The 14,338-nt window shown below is 72.6% G+C and carries 12 protein-coding genes; 10 read left to right on the forward strand and 2 right to left on the reverse strand.

The features are described 5' to 3' along the window. The first annotated feature begins 139 nt into the window (after window positions 1-139). From OO62_RS41265 to OO62_RS04270, 5 genes are all read left to right on the forward strand, one after another. Window positions 140-1,255, forward strand: a complete 1,116-nt coding sequence (locus tag OO62_RS41265) for a TerD family protein (protein ID WP_033265829.1) — start codon at window positions 140-142, stop codon at window positions 1,253-1,255. 203 nt (window positions 1,256-1,458) lie between these two features. Further along, window positions 1,459-2,187 carry an HNH endonuclease family protein gene (locus tag OO62_RS04255; protein ID WP_106974807.1) on the forward strand — a complete coding sequence of 243 codons (729 nt, stop codon included), beginning with the start codon at window positions 1,459-1,461 and terminating at the stop codon, window positions 2,185-2,187. Beyond that, a complete protein-coding gene (locus OO62_RS04260; protein ID WP_033265830.1) occupies window positions 2,184-2,474 on the forward strand; it encodes a hypothetical protein in 291 nt (96 codons plus the stop codon). Before OO62_RS04255 ends, OO62_RS04260 begins: the two co-directional genes overlap by 4 nt. 362 nt (window positions 2,475-2,836) lie before the next feature. Then, complete coding sequence (gene tatA / locus OO62_RS04265; protein ID WP_051732661.1) at window positions 2,837-3,094, forward strand: Sec-independent protein translocase subunit TatA; 258 nt, start codon at window positions 2,837-2,839, stop codon at window positions 3,092-3,094. A 182-nt stretch (window positions 3,095-3,276) separates the two neighbouring features. Continuing rightward, window positions 3,277-3,969 (forward strand): hypothetical protein, encoded by a 693-nt coding sequence (locus OO62_RS04270; RefSeq protein ID WP_051732663.1) that lies wholly within the window; start codon window positions 3,277-3,279, stop codon window positions 3,967-3,969. 98 nt (window positions 3,970-4,067) lie between these two features. Here OO62_RS04270 and OO62_RS04275 read toward each other — a convergent pair whose 3' ends face one another. After that, a complete protein-coding gene (locus tag OO62_RS04275) occupies window positions 4,068-5,144 on the reverse strand; it encodes a mechanosensitive ion channel family protein (RefSeq protein ID WP_033265831.1) in 1,077 nt (358 codons plus the stop codon). A 411-nt stretch (window positions 5,145-5,555) separates the two neighbouring features. Between OO62_RS04275 and OO62_RS04280 the strand changes: the two genes are divergently transcribed. The 3 genes from OO62_RS04280 (at window position 5,556) to OO62_RS04290 (ending at window position 9,348) form a co-directional block, all read left to right on the forward strand. Then, window positions 5,556-6,503 (forward strand): 5-dehydro-4-deoxyglucarate dehydratase, encoded by a 948-nt coding sequence (locus OO62_RS04280; protein WP_033265832.1) that lies wholly within the window; start codon window positions 5,556-5,558, stop codon window positions 6,501-6,503. 120 nt (window positions 6,504-6,623) lie between these two features. After that, entirely contained in the window at window positions 6,624-7,961 is a 1,338-nt protein-coding gene (locus tag OO62_RS04285; protein WP_033265833.1) for a gluconate:H+ symporter, read from the forward strand. A gap of 49 nt (window positions 7,962-8,010) precedes the next feature. Then, entirely contained in the window at window positions 8,011-9,348 is a 1,338-nt protein-coding gene (locus OO62_RS04290) for an enolase C-terminal domain-like protein (protein ID WP_033265834.1), read from the forward strand. A 3-nt stretch (window positions 9,349-9,351) separates the two neighbouring features. Here OO62_RS04290 and OO62_RS04295 read toward each other — a convergent pair whose 3' ends face one another. Next, a complete protein-coding gene (locus tag OO62_RS04295) occupies window positions 9,352-9,969 on the reverse strand; it encodes a GOLPH3/VPS74 family protein (RefSeq protein ID WP_033265835.1) in 618 nt (205 codons plus the stop codon). A gap of 236 nt (window positions 9,970-10,205) precedes the next feature. On the opposite strand from OO62_RS04295, the gene OO62_RS04300 reads away from it, so the two are divergent. Together OO62_RS04300 and OO62_RS04305 are read left to right on the forward strand one after the other, a co-directional pair. Beyond that, on the forward strand, window positions 10,206-11,174 hold the full coding sequence (locus tag OO62_RS04300; protein WP_033265836.1) for a cyclase family protein: 969 nt from the start codon (window positions 10,206-10,208) through the stop codon (window positions 11,172-11,174). Between the two features lie 167 nt (window positions 11,175-11,341). Then, window positions 11,342-14,188 (forward strand): SpoIIE family protein phosphatase, encoded by a 2,847-nt coding sequence (locus tag OO62_RS04305; protein ID WP_033265837.1) that lies wholly within the window; start codon window positions 11,342-11,344, stop codon window positions 14,186-14,188. The last annotated feature ends 150 nt before the right edge of the window (window positions 14,189-14,338 follow it).

Here is a 14,338-nt window from a genome sequence, read left to right on the forward strand (position 1 = left end):
TGATTGGCGTTCATGACTTCCTGAGGGCCCAAAGGGGTCCGGCCCATACTTCAGGTATTGCGCAAGCCGGGAACTCTGCGGATTTCCGTTGCGTTGAGCCGAAGGACGCCGAAGGCCCGGACAGTTGTGGAGGAAGCAGATGAGTGTGGCCCTGACCAAGGGCGGCAATGTGTCGCTCAGCAAACAGGCCCCCGGCCTGACCGCCGTGACGGTGGGGCTGGGCTGGCAGGTGGGAGGCGCCGGAGGGCCCGGCTACGACCTGGACGCCAGCGCGCTGTTGTGCGACGGGACCGGGAAGGTCCTCTCCGACGCGCACTTCGTCTTCTTCAACAACCTGCGCAGCCCGGACGGTTCGGTGCGGCACTCCGGGAGCGACCCGGCTGGCGGCAGCGGCGGGGACAACGAGCAGATCCAGGTCGACCTCACCGCGGTCCCCGCCGAGGTGGCGAAGATCGTCTTCCCGGTCTCCCTCTACGAGGCCGAGCAGCGCCGGCAGAATTTCGGCCAGGTCCGCAGCGCTCACATCCGCGTGGCCGACCGGGAGACCGGCACCGAAATCGCCCGCTACGACCTGCGCGGTGCCGCCGCCGCGGAAACCGCCATGGTCTTCGGCGAGCTCTACCGTCACGGCGCCGAGTGGAAGTTCCGCGCCGTCGGCCAGGGCTACGCCTCCGGGCTGGCGGGGATCGCCCAGGACTTCGGCGTCGACGTCCTGCGCCCGGACCCAGCGGCCGGCGCCCCGCCGGTTCCCGCCCCCTCCCCCGGGCCGGCCGGCGCCGTCCCGATGGCGGGCACCACCACCGGCTGGGAATCCTCCGGCACCACCACCGGCTGGGAGTCCCCCGGCCCGGGATCCGCCCCCACACCCCAGCAACCCGACGGGAGTTCCTCCATGACCTGCTTCTTCGACCCCCAGCACGGCCCCGGCTCGGCGTATGTGACGTGGTCCCCGCAGTGGGGCGTCCCGCGCCAGATCCAGGCGTGCGGCGGCTGCGCCCAGCGGGTCCAGACCACGCCGCCGCCGTACTACACCGCTCCCCAGGCGGGGTATCCGCAGCCGGTGCCGCAGGGGTACCCGCAGCCGGTGCCGCAGGACTACCACCAGCAGCAGCCGGGCCAGCAGCAGGGGCGTCGCTTCGGCACCGGCGCGCTCATCGGTGCCGGCGCGGCCGGCCTGGTCGGCGGGGCCCTGCTCAACGAGGCGTTCGACGACGACGAGCCCGAGGTGATCGTCAACAACTACTACGAGGACTGACCGGCTTCCCTTCGCCCGGCCGCGACCGTCACCGGCCGGCCGGGCGCCGGCGTGCGCGGGCAGCCGCCGGGGACGTACCCGCCGGGCCGCGGGCCCTGACGCCCGCCGGAAGGGCTCCGATAGCGTTCCCCCAGCCGTGCCCGGCACAAGCCGGCGGCGGCGCGTGAGCCGGAACAGGCCGGCAGGTGACAGGAGGGACCAGGATGCGGGCTCAACAGCCTTGGTGGGGGCGGTGCGTGGCGGTGGCCGCCGTCATAGCAGTGGCCGGCTGCACGCCCGACGGCAAGCACACCGGCTCGCACGACAACAAGCCGTCGGTGCCGGGTGCGGAGGCGTCCTCGCCCGCCGCGGGAGGCGGCAAGGCCGGCGCGGCGGGGACGCTGCCGGGCGTACCGAGCGTGCGGAAGGCGCGCAGTGAGCTGGCCGCCCTCAAGGTGGCGCCGCACGGCCCGATGACCGGCTACCGCCGCTCCGCCTTCCCGCACTGGGCGGAGCAGGGTGCGCACTGCGACACGCGGGAACGGGTGCTGCAGCGGGACGGCACCGGCGTACGGCGGGACAAGGAGTGCCGCGCGGTGTCCGGTTCATGGGTCAGTCCGTACGACGGCAAGAAGTTCAGCGTCGCCTCCGCGGCCGACATCGACCACATGGTGCCGCTCGCCAACGCCTGGCGCTCCGGGGCCCGTTCCTGGGCCCCGGCCCGGCGGAAGGCGTTCGCCAACGACCTCATCCACCCGCAGCTGCTCGCCGTCTCGGCCGCTTCCAACCGGTCGAAGGGCGACCAGGGCCCCGACGAGTGGCAGCCGCCGGCCAAGACGTTCTGGTGCACGTACGGGCGGGCCTGGACCTCGGTCAAGGCCACCTACGCCCTGTCGGTCACCAAGGCGGAGAAGGAGAAGCTGACCGAGATGCTGGACACCTGCGCCGGATGACCGGCCACGACACCCCGCCCGGGCCCGAGCGGCTGAAGGACGACGTGACCGCCGGGCCCGGCGGCGCGATGACCGAGGAGGTCGGCGTCGTCACCGGCGACCTCACGATCGCCACCAGCACCCTGCCCGACGGTCGCGCGGCCGTCGCCGTCCAGTACACCGGCGCCGAGGAGTGGTACACCCTGACCGGCAGCCCCAGCCCGCTGCCGCCCGGCGGGCTGGCCGCCCTGCACTCCGAGGTGGTCCACCGCGTCCGGCGAGGAGGCGGCGCCGAAGCACCCCGCTGACGGCCGCACCGCAGGGACCGGGAAGGCACGTTGCTGCCGCCGGCGGCCGTACGCGCCCTGCTGCGCCTGCCCTCGCCCGCGGGCCGGAGACCCGTCACCGCGGCGTTCCCGGCGTGCCGTGTGGCTGCCTGTCACGTCTGCACCTCTGTCCGGGCGTTCTTCTCGTGGGGGAAGACGGCGCACGACCGTCGAAGGTTGTACGGTTGCGCAATGTAGCAAGTGATGAGGGAGTCCGGCCCGCACGGACCGCGACCGGCCCCGACCGCTGCTTGCGGCTCGCGACTCGCGGCTTGCGGCTCACGGGCACGCCCCATGGCTCACGGCTACGACGTGAATTTCGACGAGGAGAAAGGCGGGCAGCGATGTTGCGCAACGGACTGGAGCCCTGGCACCTGCTGATCGTGGCGCTGGTGGTGATCCTGCTCTTCGGCTCCAAGAGGCTGCCGGACACCGCACGCGCGCTGGGCAAGTCGCTGCGGATCCTCAAGAGCGAGGCGAAGGCGATGGCCTCCGACGACGCGCCGCCGAGCGCCACCTTCACCACCGGCCCGCAACCCCGTCGCGCGCCCGAGCCGCCGCCGCATCCCCGTACGGAGAGCGGCCCGGATCCCGTGCGGTGAGGACCGTCGGGCGCATTCGCCCATGAGCAACAATTTAAAGATTGCGCAATGAGGGAACCATCATGAGGTGCGTCAGGGCGTCCGGGCGCCGCGCCGGCCCCGCTCAGTGGCCGGCGTGGCCGTCCCACTCCGAAGAGGCCGGCCACCGTGGCCTTCAACCGCGTACCCACCGGGGGACATGCATGCACGACGCAGACCGCTTACAGGCGCAGGACGCGCCGGACTTCGAACACCTCCTGGACCGGGCGCTGCGCTCCGAGGAGATCAGGGAGGCGGTGCGCCGTACGGACGGAGCGCTCAATGCCGAGCAGTTGCGCACCCGGGCGCTTCAGGCGAGAGCCGCCCTCGTCGCCACCGCGGTGCCGGAATACCGCGATTACCTCCAGCTGCGGGCCGCCGCGGCGGCGTCCCGCCCTTCGTCACCGCCCGTGCCGGCCACCACCGCCGCGAGCGGGCTGCTCCCGGCGCTCGGTGTGCTGGTGCCGGCGCTGTCGGCGACCGCTGCCGTCCTCTTCCTGGCCCTCGGCTTCGGGCTGCGGGCCGTCGGCCTGCCGTCCGGCTTCGCGGACGAGCTGGTCGACGCCGGTCTCACGGCTGCGGGTGTGGCAGCGGCGGCGACCTCGGTCGGGCTGCTGTGGATGCTGATCGCGGCGGCCCGCAACCGCTCGGCGGCCGAGGCCGGTGGGCCGGGCGGGGCCGGCACCCCGCTCGCGGAGGCGTACGAAGCCTGGCAACAGGCCCTGCTGGAGCGCGGGGTGCTGCCCTTTCTGCTCGGACTGCTCGACGACCCGGGCCGGAAGCGCGGGCCCGGCCTCACGGGCCCCGGCGTCAGCGGCCCGGACGTCACCGGTCCCGAGGCGCCCGGCAGGGAGTGAGCAGCGGCGGCGGGGCCTTCGACGGCTGACCACCGCCGGCTGCCGGGGCGCTGCCGGGCACGGACGTCGTGCCCGGCCGGCCCGGCAGCGCGCGGTCGCTACGGCACCAGGTCCGAGGTTCCCCGCTGGTGCGGGATCGCGATGCCGTCCGCCTGCTGCAGGGCCACGGTCCGCGCCGGGGCGGGAATCCTGATGCCCTCGTCCCGGTAGCGCTGGTGCAGCCGCTTGATGAACTCGTGCTTGATCCGGTACTGGTCGCTGAATTCGCCGACCCCGAGGATCACCGTGAAGCCGATCCTGGAGTCTCCGAACGTGTGGAAGCGGACGGCCGGTTCATGGTCGGGGACGGCCCCGGTGATGTCGGTCATCACGCTCGCGACGACCTCGGTGGTGACCCGCTCGACGTGTTCCAGGTCGCTGTCGTAGCCGACGCCGACCTGCACCAGGATCGACAACTGCTGTTCCGGCCGGGTGAAGTTGGTCATGTTGGTGCCGGCCAGCTGGGCGTTGGGGATGATCACCAGGTTGTTGGAGAGCTGACGCACCACGGTGTTGCGCCAGTTGATGTCGACGACGTAGCCCTCCTCGCCGCTGCTGAGGCGGATGTAGTCGCCGGGCTGCACCGTCTTCGACGCGAGGACGTGCACACCGGCGAAGAGGTTCGCGAGGGTGTCCTGCAGCGCCAGTGCCACCGCGAGACCGCCCACCCCCAGGGCGGTGAGCAGGGGGGCTATGGAGATGCCCAGCGTCTGGAGCACGACGAGCATGCCCATCGCCAGCACCACGATGCGGGTGATGTTGGCGAAGATGGTGGCCGAGCCCGCCACTCCGGACCTGGACTGGGCCAGGGACTTCACCAGGCTGGTGATCACCCGCGCGGCGGTGAAGGTGACCACGAAGATGAACACCACGGTCAGCGTCCGGTTGACGTTGTGCCGGACCGTCGCCGTGAACGGCAGCACCGCGGCGGCCGCCGCCAGGCCGGCGCAGATCGCGGCCCAGGGCACCACGGACCGCAGCGCGTCCACGATGACGTCGTCCCCGCTCCACCGCGTCCGGCGCGCGTGCTTGCCCAGCCAGCGCAGGGCGATGCGCAGCAACAGGCCGGCGGCGAGACCGGCGGCCAGCGCGGCCCCGGCGAAGATCACGTCATGCGGTGTGAGGTCACGGTTCACCGGCCGGCTCCCGCTGAGCGAACGAACGCCTCCGTCGTGCACCGTTTGTGATGTTGCGTCACCTTGACACCTGCTTGTCTCTAGGATTGTGAATGCGCCGGGACGTCCGCGGACGTCCCACCCGCGCTGCCATCCTGCCGCACGTGCCGCGGCGCGCAGCGGGTGCCCCACGTCCGTCGCCGTCGTGCCCGGCCCGGTCGTCGCGGTGCGTTCCGGGTTCGCGTGACGCGGGCCCGTTCCCCCTTCTGAACAGGGCGACGGGACCGGCGCCTCCTTCTCTCAGGACCTGCGTACGGCCTGACTTGGGGCGCCCCCGGAATCCATGGTGATACACCCATTGACCCGCCGGGTGCCTGACCTTAGCCTCCATCTTCATATGTAAATCAAGTCCATGTACTTGGAGGCTAGTTCATGTCACTGAACGCGGCGGCTCAGGACGTGGCCAGCCGGCTACGCGACGGCATGGTGCGCGGCGTGCTGTCCTTCCCGCTCACCAGCTTCCGCCCCGACGGCAGCCTCGACCTGGACGCCTACCGCGCCTACCTGGCCCAGCAGTTGGCCACCTCCCCCGGCGCCGTCTTCCCGGCCTGCGGCACGGGCGAGTTCACGGCACTGGACGAGGACGAGTACCGCCAGGTCGTCACCGCGGCGGTCGAGGTGGCCGCCGGACGGCTGCCGGTCGTCGCCGGACTCGGCTACGGCTGGGCGCAGGCCCTGCGGTTCGCCCGGATCGCGGAGGAGGCCGGTGCGGACGCCGCGCTGGTGCTCCCCCACTATCTCCTCCAGGCCCCCCAGCGGGGCCTGGTCGAGCAGCTGCGCCGGATCGCCGCCGGGACCCGGCTGCCGCTCATCGCCTACCAGCGCGACCAGGTGGCGTTCACCGTCGAGAGCCTGCGCCGGATCGCCGAACTCCCCACCGTCATCGGCCTCAAGGACGGGCACGGCGACCTGGACCGCCTGCAGCGCCTGACCCTGTCCGCGCCCGATCACCTGCTCTTCTTCAACGGGGCCGCCACCGCCGAACTACAGGCCCGGGCCTACGCCGCGGTCGGCGTGCCCGCCTACTCCTCGGCGGTGCACGCCTTCGCTCCCGAGATCGCCGACGCCTTCTTCACCGCGGTGCGGGACGACGACCGGGCCACCGCCGACGCACTGCTGCGCGGCTTCTACGTCCCGCTGGTCGAGTTGCGCGACCGGGTGCCCGGCTATGCGGTCTCCCTGGTCAAGGCCGCCGCCCGGCTGCGCGGCAGGCCCGTCGGCCCGGTCCGCGCCCCGCTCACCGACCCCGGCCCGGAGGACCTGGACGAGCTGGAGAAGCTGCTGGCCACCGGGCTTGAGCTGGTGGGATCCGCGGACTGAGCCACGCCCTGCCGCGCACCGCCCGCACGTCACCCCCCGCACTTCCTCGCCCCCGGCCCGTGCCACGTCCGACGGACCGGAGGGCACCTTTCTGAGCGCAGTTCAAAGGGGAACTGACCCATGCCTCTTGTTGTCGTCGGCATCAGCGTACTGATCCTGCTGTTCCTCATGACGAAGCTGAAACTCAACGGCTTCATCGCCCTGCTCCTGGTGGCCGTCGGGGTCGCACTGGTCGAGGGGGTGTCGGTCGAGAAGATCCCGGACGTCCTCGCGGAGGGCGTCGGCGGCCAGATAGGCGACACGATGCTCGTCGTCGGGCTCGGCGCCATTGTGGGCCGCGTCATGGGCGACTCGGGCGCCGCCCAGCGCGTCGCGAACCGGCTCGTCGACGCCTTCGGGCTCCGCTTCGTGCAGGTCGCCATGGTCGTGACGGCCATGCTCATCGGGGTGACCATGTTCTACGAGGTCGCCTTCGTCATCATCGTGCCCGTGGCGTTCACCCTCGTCCGGGTCACCCGCAAGAACCTGTTGTGGGTGGGGCTCCCGATGTCGATCGCCCTGTCCACCATGCACAGTTTCCTGCCGCCGCACCCCGGCCCCACCGCCGTCGCCGCCACCTTCCACGCCTCGGTGGGCCACACGCTGTTCTACGGCCTCTTCTTCGCCGTGCCGTTCGGCGCGCTCGTCGCCCTGGTGTGGCCGCGGCTGCCGTTCATCCGGAAGATGAACCCCACCATCCCTCACGGGCTGGTCACGGAGCGGGTGTTCGACGAGGACGAGATGCCGGGCATGGCCTGGTCGATGCTGGTGGCCTTGTTCCCGGTCGTGCTGATCGCGGGTGCCGCGGTGGCCAAGATGGCCGTGCCGGGGCCCAACCCGGTGCTGCCCGTCGTCTCCTTCCTCGGCTCCGCCCCGATCGCCCTGCTGCTGACCCTGCTCCTCGCCGTCTGGGCGTTCGGCCCGCGGATCGGCCGCGGACTGGACGAGGTCAGTGCGTCGTGCACCTCGTCGGCCAAGGCCATGGCCATGATCCTGCTGGTGATCGGTGCGGGTGGCGCGTTCAAGAACGTCCTCGTCGAGGCCGGGATATCGGACTACATCAAGGACGTCACCCACAGCTGGCCCGTCTCACCGATCCTGCTGGCCTGGCTCGTCGCGGTCATCCTCCGCATCGCGCTCGGGTCGGCGACGGTCGCGGTGGTCACGGCGGCCGGCGTGGTGCAGCCGCTCCTGGCGGGCAGCGGTGTCCACCCCGAGCTCATGGTGCTCGCCGTCTCCTGCGGCTCGATCGCCTTCAGCCACGTCAACGACCCCGGGTTCTGGATGTTCAAGGAGTACTTCAACCTGTCGGTCCTCGACGCGATCAAGGCGCGGACGACATACACGACCGTGCTCGCGGTCCTCGGCCTGGGCGGCGTACTCGCCGTCGAGTGGACCCTCGACGCCCTCGCCCTCTGACCTTCGCACATGCGGAACCCCGCTGAGACCAGGACGTAAAGGAACCCTCATGAGGAACGACAACCAGCCGACCGTCACCGAGTTCTCCGTGTACCCCGTCGCCGGCCGGGACTCGATGGAGCTGAACCTCTCCGGCGCGCACGGCCCCTTCTTCACCCGCAACGTGGTCGTCCTGAAGGACTCGGAGGGCCGTACGGGGCTCGGCGAGGTACCGGGCGGGGAGCAGATCACGCGGACGCTGCGCGACGCCGAGTCCCTCGTCGTCGGCGCCAAGGTGGGCGACTACCAGCGCGTGCTGCGGGAGATCGGCGCGCGGTTCGGCGACCGGGACGCCGGCGGCAGAGGCCCGCAGACCTTCGACCAGCGCACCACCGTCCACGCCGTCACCGCCGTCGAGGCGGGTCTGCTGGACCTCCTGGGGCAGCACCTCGACGTCCCGGTGGCGGCCCTGCTCGGAGAGGGGCAGCAGCGTGCGTCGGTACGCGTCCTCGGCTACCTCTTCTACGTGGGCGACCCCGACCGCACCGACCTGGAGTACGTACGCGAACCGGACTCCCCCGTGAAGTGGTACCGGATCCGCCACGAGGAGGCGCTGACCGCCGAGGCGATCGTGCGTCAGGCCGAGGCCGGCCACGACCTCTACGGCTTCCGGGACTTCAAGCTCAAGGGCGGGGTGCTGGACGGCAGCGAGGAGGTCAAGGCGATCCGCAGGCTCAAGGACCGCTTCCCCGAGGCGCGGATCACCCTCGACCCCAACGGCGCGTGGTCGCTGCCGGAGGCGATCGAGCTGTGCCGGCCGCTGGTCGGCACCCTCGCGTACGCCGAGGACCCGTGCGGCGCCGAGAACGGTTACTCGGGCCGCGAGGTCCTGGCCGAGTTCCGGCGCGCCACCGGCCTCCCCACGGCCACCAACATGATCGCGACGGACTGGCGGCAGCTGACCCACGCCCTGGCCCTGCAGAGCGTGTCCATCCCGCTTGCCGACCCGCACTTCTGGACCATGCGGGGCTCGGTACGGGTCGCCCAGCTCTGCCATGCGATGGGCCTGACCTGGGGATGCCACTCGAACAACCACTTCGACATCTCGCTGGCCATGGTGGCGCACTGCGGGGCCGCGGCGCCCGGGGAGTACAACGCCCTGGACACGCACTGGATCTGGCAGGAGGGCCTGGAGCGGCTCACCGTCGACCCTCCGCGCATCGTCGGCGGTGAGATCGCCCTCCCGAGCGCCCCGGGCCTCGGCATCCGGCTCGACATGGACCGGCTGCTGGCTGCGCACGAGCTGTACCGGGAGAAGGCGCTGGGGGCGCGGGACGACGCGGCCGGGATGCGGTACCTCGTGCCCGGCTGGACCTTCGACAGCAAGCGTCCCTGTCTGGTGCGGTAGCGGTCAGTCGCCGCCGGGGCCGCGCCACACGTTGTCGAAGGCGGCCTTGTCGAGGGCGCGCCGCTGCCGCTCGAACTCCAGCTGGCGCAGTGCGTCATCGACCGCGCCGAGCACCGTCGCCACCGCGCCCTCGGGCACGTCCGGGGGGCTGTCGGTGCGCTCGTCGCCGATGCCGAGGGACGCCGCGAGGGTGACCAGGACGGGCTCCTCCGCCGCCCAGCGGTCCGTCGCGGCGCGCCGGGCGGGGGTGTCGGCCAGCACCATCTCGCTGCCTCTGAAGGGCCGCCGGCCGCGGCGCCGTTGCCGGGTGAGCTGCCCCTCCTCCTCGAAGGCGGCGAGGTAGGCCGTGGACAGATCGCGACCCCTGCGCCACAGCCAGTCGTCGACCGACTCGTACGGCGTCCGGTCCACCAGGGAGCCCGCCGCCTCGTCCAGGAGGCGGTCGGCGATGGTCGGCCGGTAGCCGGGCACGAGGTGAGCGCCGTCCAGGCTTACCGCCTGCGCGTTCAGGAGGTCGGTCAGCTCGGCCCCGGCGAGCGCGAGCGACAGGTCGCCGCGCTCCAAGGGGCGGCTGGACTCCTCGTCCAGGGCAATGATCAGCAGATCCCGCGGTGTGGTCACGGACGGCTCCCCGTCAGGACGTCGGCAGCAAGGGTGCCCGAGGGCACCAGGCCCGCCGACGAGCACTCCCGTACCCGAGCTTACGGAGTGCCGACCACCGCTGCATCCCGCGCCGGACGCGGCCCGCGCGGGCACTGCGGCACGCCACGGCCGGGGGGATGATGGCTGACAGGGGCGGAGGCAGGCCGTAGGCGGCGGACCGTGGGGAAGGAGCGACTCATGGGCCGGAGCCGCAGATGACCGGCAGTGCCGGCGAGGTGCCGGTGCCCCCGCCGGACCGGGCGGGCAACGGGCCGGCCGTCTCCCGTGCGGAGTTCGACGCGCTGTTCGCGTCGGTCCGCACCTGGGGCCGCTGGACCCCCGCCGACCGTGGCGCCTGCAACCGGATCACCGCGGACCGGGTACGGCGGGCCGCGGCGCTGGTCCGGTCCGGGACGGTCGTCCCGATGGCGCGCCCCTGGGACACCGTGGCCGGGCCGGACAACAGCAGGCCCGCCCTGCACTACATGTCCGACCTCGGTGACGTGGAGGCGCCGGAACCGGCCACTCACAAGGACTTCCTCGCCGTCGACTTCCACGGCAAGGCCGTCAGCCACCTGGACGCGCTGGCCCACGTCGCCTACCGCGGGTGCCTCTACGACGGCGGTACGGCGCGCGACCTGGTCGGTGCCGCGGGTGCCCGCTTCGGTGCCGTCTCCGCGCTCGGTGCCCTCGTCACCAGGGGGGTGCTCCTGGACCTGCCCAGGGTCCTGGGGGTCGACTGGCTGGAGCCCGGGCAGGCCGTGCACGCCGAGGACCTCGTGGCCGCGGAGCGGGCGCTCGGCGTGACGGTCGAGGAGGGCGACGCGGTGCTGCTGCGGTGCGGTGGCCTGCGGCGCCGCCGGGAACGGGGCGCCTGGGACCCCGGCACGGCGAGCGCCGGTCTGCATGTGGACGCCGTGCCGCTGCTGGCGGAGCGCGGCATCGCCCTGCTCGGGGGTGACGGGGACAGTGACGTACGGCCCTCACCGGTCGACGGTGTGCATTCCCCGGTTCACGCGCTGGCGATCGCGGCGATGGGGGTCCCGCTGCTGGACAACCTCGACCTGGAGGCGCTCTCGGTGGCCGGCGGCGAGACGGGCCGGTACGCGTTCCTGCTGGTGGTGGCGCCCCTGAACGTCCCCGGTGGGACCGGCTCGCCGGTCAATCCGGTCGCGGTCCTGTGACCGGCCGGCGCGCGGCGGCCGCAGGTCCGGGGGCGGGCGGCCCGCCCGCCTTTCGCCCCCCTTCGTGATCAGCCGCGAGATGTACAAACATCTACAATTGGGGCCAATGGCACAGCTGCTCCGGGGTGCGGGCGGCCGGGCCGGTACCGATGAGGGAAGTGGTTCGGATGGGGGTCGTGGGTGTGGGCAGCGGCCCCGCGCGCGTCCGTGAGCAGTTCCTTCGCGGCGGGACGGTCGAGGGGGCCGTGCGCAGCCCGATCCTCAGTTCGTGGCAGCGTTCCCAGGAGCTGGGGCTCTCACCGGATGCCTGCGACCTGCCCTACCGCCCGGACATCGACCTGGAGGGCCGGCTCGTCAGCGCCGCCCGCCCCGTAATGGACCGCTTGGAGGCGCGCTTCGCCGGGATGAACATGAACGTGTCCCTCGCCGACGGCCACGGGGCGGTGCTGCAACGCCGGTTCGGCAGCCCCGCCATGGCCCGCCAGCTGGCCGCGATCCAGAGCGTCCCGGGCTTCGTGTTCGCCGAGCAGTTCGCCGGGACCAACGGCATCGGCCTCGCCCTCGCGGAACGACAGCTGATCAACGTCTACGGCGCCGAGCACTTCGCGGAGCGCGCCCAGGCGAATGCCTGCTCGGCAATTCCCGTACGGGACCCGCTCAGTGGGCGGATCGAGGGCATTCTCTGCTTCGGCTACCCGCTCGCCGACGCGGAGGCGGACGCGGAGCTGAACCTCCTGATCCGCCGGGCGGCCGGCGCCATCGAACGACGGTTGCTGAAGCAGAGTTCGGCGCGTGAGCGCGCCCTGCTGCAGGCGTACCTCGACGCCAGGCAGCGCCGCGCGCCGGCCGGCGGCAGGGGCGCGGACGGGCAGCCGGCCGGGCTCGGCGCGCGCGGTCTGGACCGGCGCGACGAGACGGTCCTGAAGGAGCAGGCCGCCGGCCTGATCTCCGCGGCCCAGCGGGCCGCCGTCGACGTGTGGCTGCCCGGCGGCCGGCAGGTCACCCTGCTGAGCCACCCGGTGACCAGCCCCTCCGGGGTGGAGGGCGTCGCGATCGAAGCGGTCTTCGCCCCCGGTCAGCGCCTCGCCGTCCCCGTCGACGCCGAGGCACCGGGCGGCCCGGCACAGCAGCCGGGGGCGCCCACCGACCGGCCGCCGCCGCGGAGCCCCGACGGCGTGACCGGCCGGCCGGTCACGACGGCCCGTACGCCCGGCACGACCGGCGACGCCACCGGCCGGGAGCCCGGCGGGCTGATCATGGTGGGCGAGCCGGAAGTGGGCAGGTACGCGGTGGCCGCCCGGCGCCGCCTGGAGCTGCTGTCCGAGGCCAGCACCCGTATCGGCACCACCCTGGACGTGGCCGGCACGGCCCGGGAACTCGCCGAGATGGCCGTGCCGCGCCTGGCCGACTTCGTCACCATCGACCTGTCCCCCACGGTGCTGCGCGGCGAGGAGCCCAGCGACCCCCGTACCGGCCTGCACCGCACCGTGGTGCACGGCTTTCGCGCGGACTGCCCCTTCTACCCGGCCGGTGAACGGGTCGAGCTGCGCTCCACCACCCCCCAGCTGCGCGCGCTGGCCGACGGCCAGCCGGTGCTCGAACCCGAGCTGAGCAGCGCCGCGGGGTGGATCGCCCAGAACCCCGAGCACGCCCGGAGCATTCTCGACCACGGGGTGCACTCCCTCGTCGCCGTGCCCCTGCTGGCCCGCGGGATCGCCCTGGGCGTCGCGAGTTTCTACCGCTCGCGGGACCCGGCGCCTTACGGGGACGACGACCGTTCCCTGGCGCTGGAGCTCGCCACCCGTGCCGCCATCTGCATTGACAACGCCCGCCGTTACACCCGCGAGCACTCCATGGTGCTGGCCCTCCAGCGCAGCCTGCTGCCGCACAGCTTCCCCGAGCAGAACGCCGTCGAGGTCGCCCACCGGTACATGCCGGCCGCGTCGGGTGTGGGCGGCGACTGGTTCGACGTCATTCCGCTGTCGAGCACGCGCGTCGCCCTCGTCGTCGGGGACGTCGTCGGCCACGGCCTGCACGCCGCCGCCACCATGGGCCGGTTGCGTACCGCGGCACGCAACTTCGCCGAACTGGACCTCGCCCCGGACGAACTCCTGACGCACCTCGACAATCTGGTGGGGCGTCTCGACCGGGACGAGGGATTCGAGGACCCGTCCGCCGGCGGTACCGGCATCATCGGCGCGACCTGCCTGTACGCCATCTACGACCCCACCTCGCAGCAGTGCGTCATGGCCCGGGCCGGCCACCCGCCGCCCGCGCTGGTCGCTCCGGACGGCTCGGTCACCTTTCCCGACCTGCCGGCGGGGCCGCCGCTGGGCCTGGGCGGGCTGCCGTTCGAGACCGCCGCGTTCCACCTCCCCGAGGGCAGCCAGCTCGTCCTCTACACCGACGGGCTGGTCGCGGACCGGCGGCGCGACCTCGACACGGCGCTCGACCAGCTGGGGCGGGTCCTGGCGCAGCCGAACCGCGCTCCGGAGGACACCTGTGACGCGGTGTGCCACAGCGTGGTGCCGCTGCATCCGACGGACGACATCGCCCTGCTCGTCGCCCGTACCCACGCGCTGGCTCCCGGCCGGATCGCCACCTGGGAGCTGCCCACCGACCCGTCGCGCGTCCGCGACATCCGGGCCGCCGTCACCCGCCGGCTGTCCGAATGGGGTCTGGACGAGGTCGTGTACGCCACCCAACTGCTGCTCAGCGAGCTGGTCACCAACGCCATCCGCTACGGCAGCGGTCCCATCCAGGTCCGTCTGCTCCACGACCGCACGCTCACCTGCGAGGTCGCCGACACCAGCAGCACCGCTCCGCACCTGCGCCGGGCGGCCACCACGGACGAGGGCGGCCGCGGCCTGTTCCTCGTCGCCCAGCTCGCCCAGACCTGGGGGACGCGGTACACCGCGGACGGGAAGGTCATCTGGGCGGAGTGCGCGCTCGACGCGACCAGCGGCCGGTCGGACGCCGCCGAAAGCTATCTTCACGACATTCCCGCCATCTGACAGCCTGTCCGGCATCACGGCCAAAGGGGGTCGTAGCATGACCGAAAGGCGGTAGCAGGTGGTGTGCGCCGCGAGGAACACCGCGACGCGTTCACCGGTCACAGCCCTCACCGGCAGTACCGATGCCGTCGGGAAGAACCGAGGCCGACC

This window comes from Streptomyces lydicus (assembly GCF_000717345.1).
Classification (GTDB): domain Bacteria; phylum Actinomycetota; class Actinomycetes; order Streptomycetales; family Streptomycetaceae; genus Streptomyces; species Streptomyces lydicus.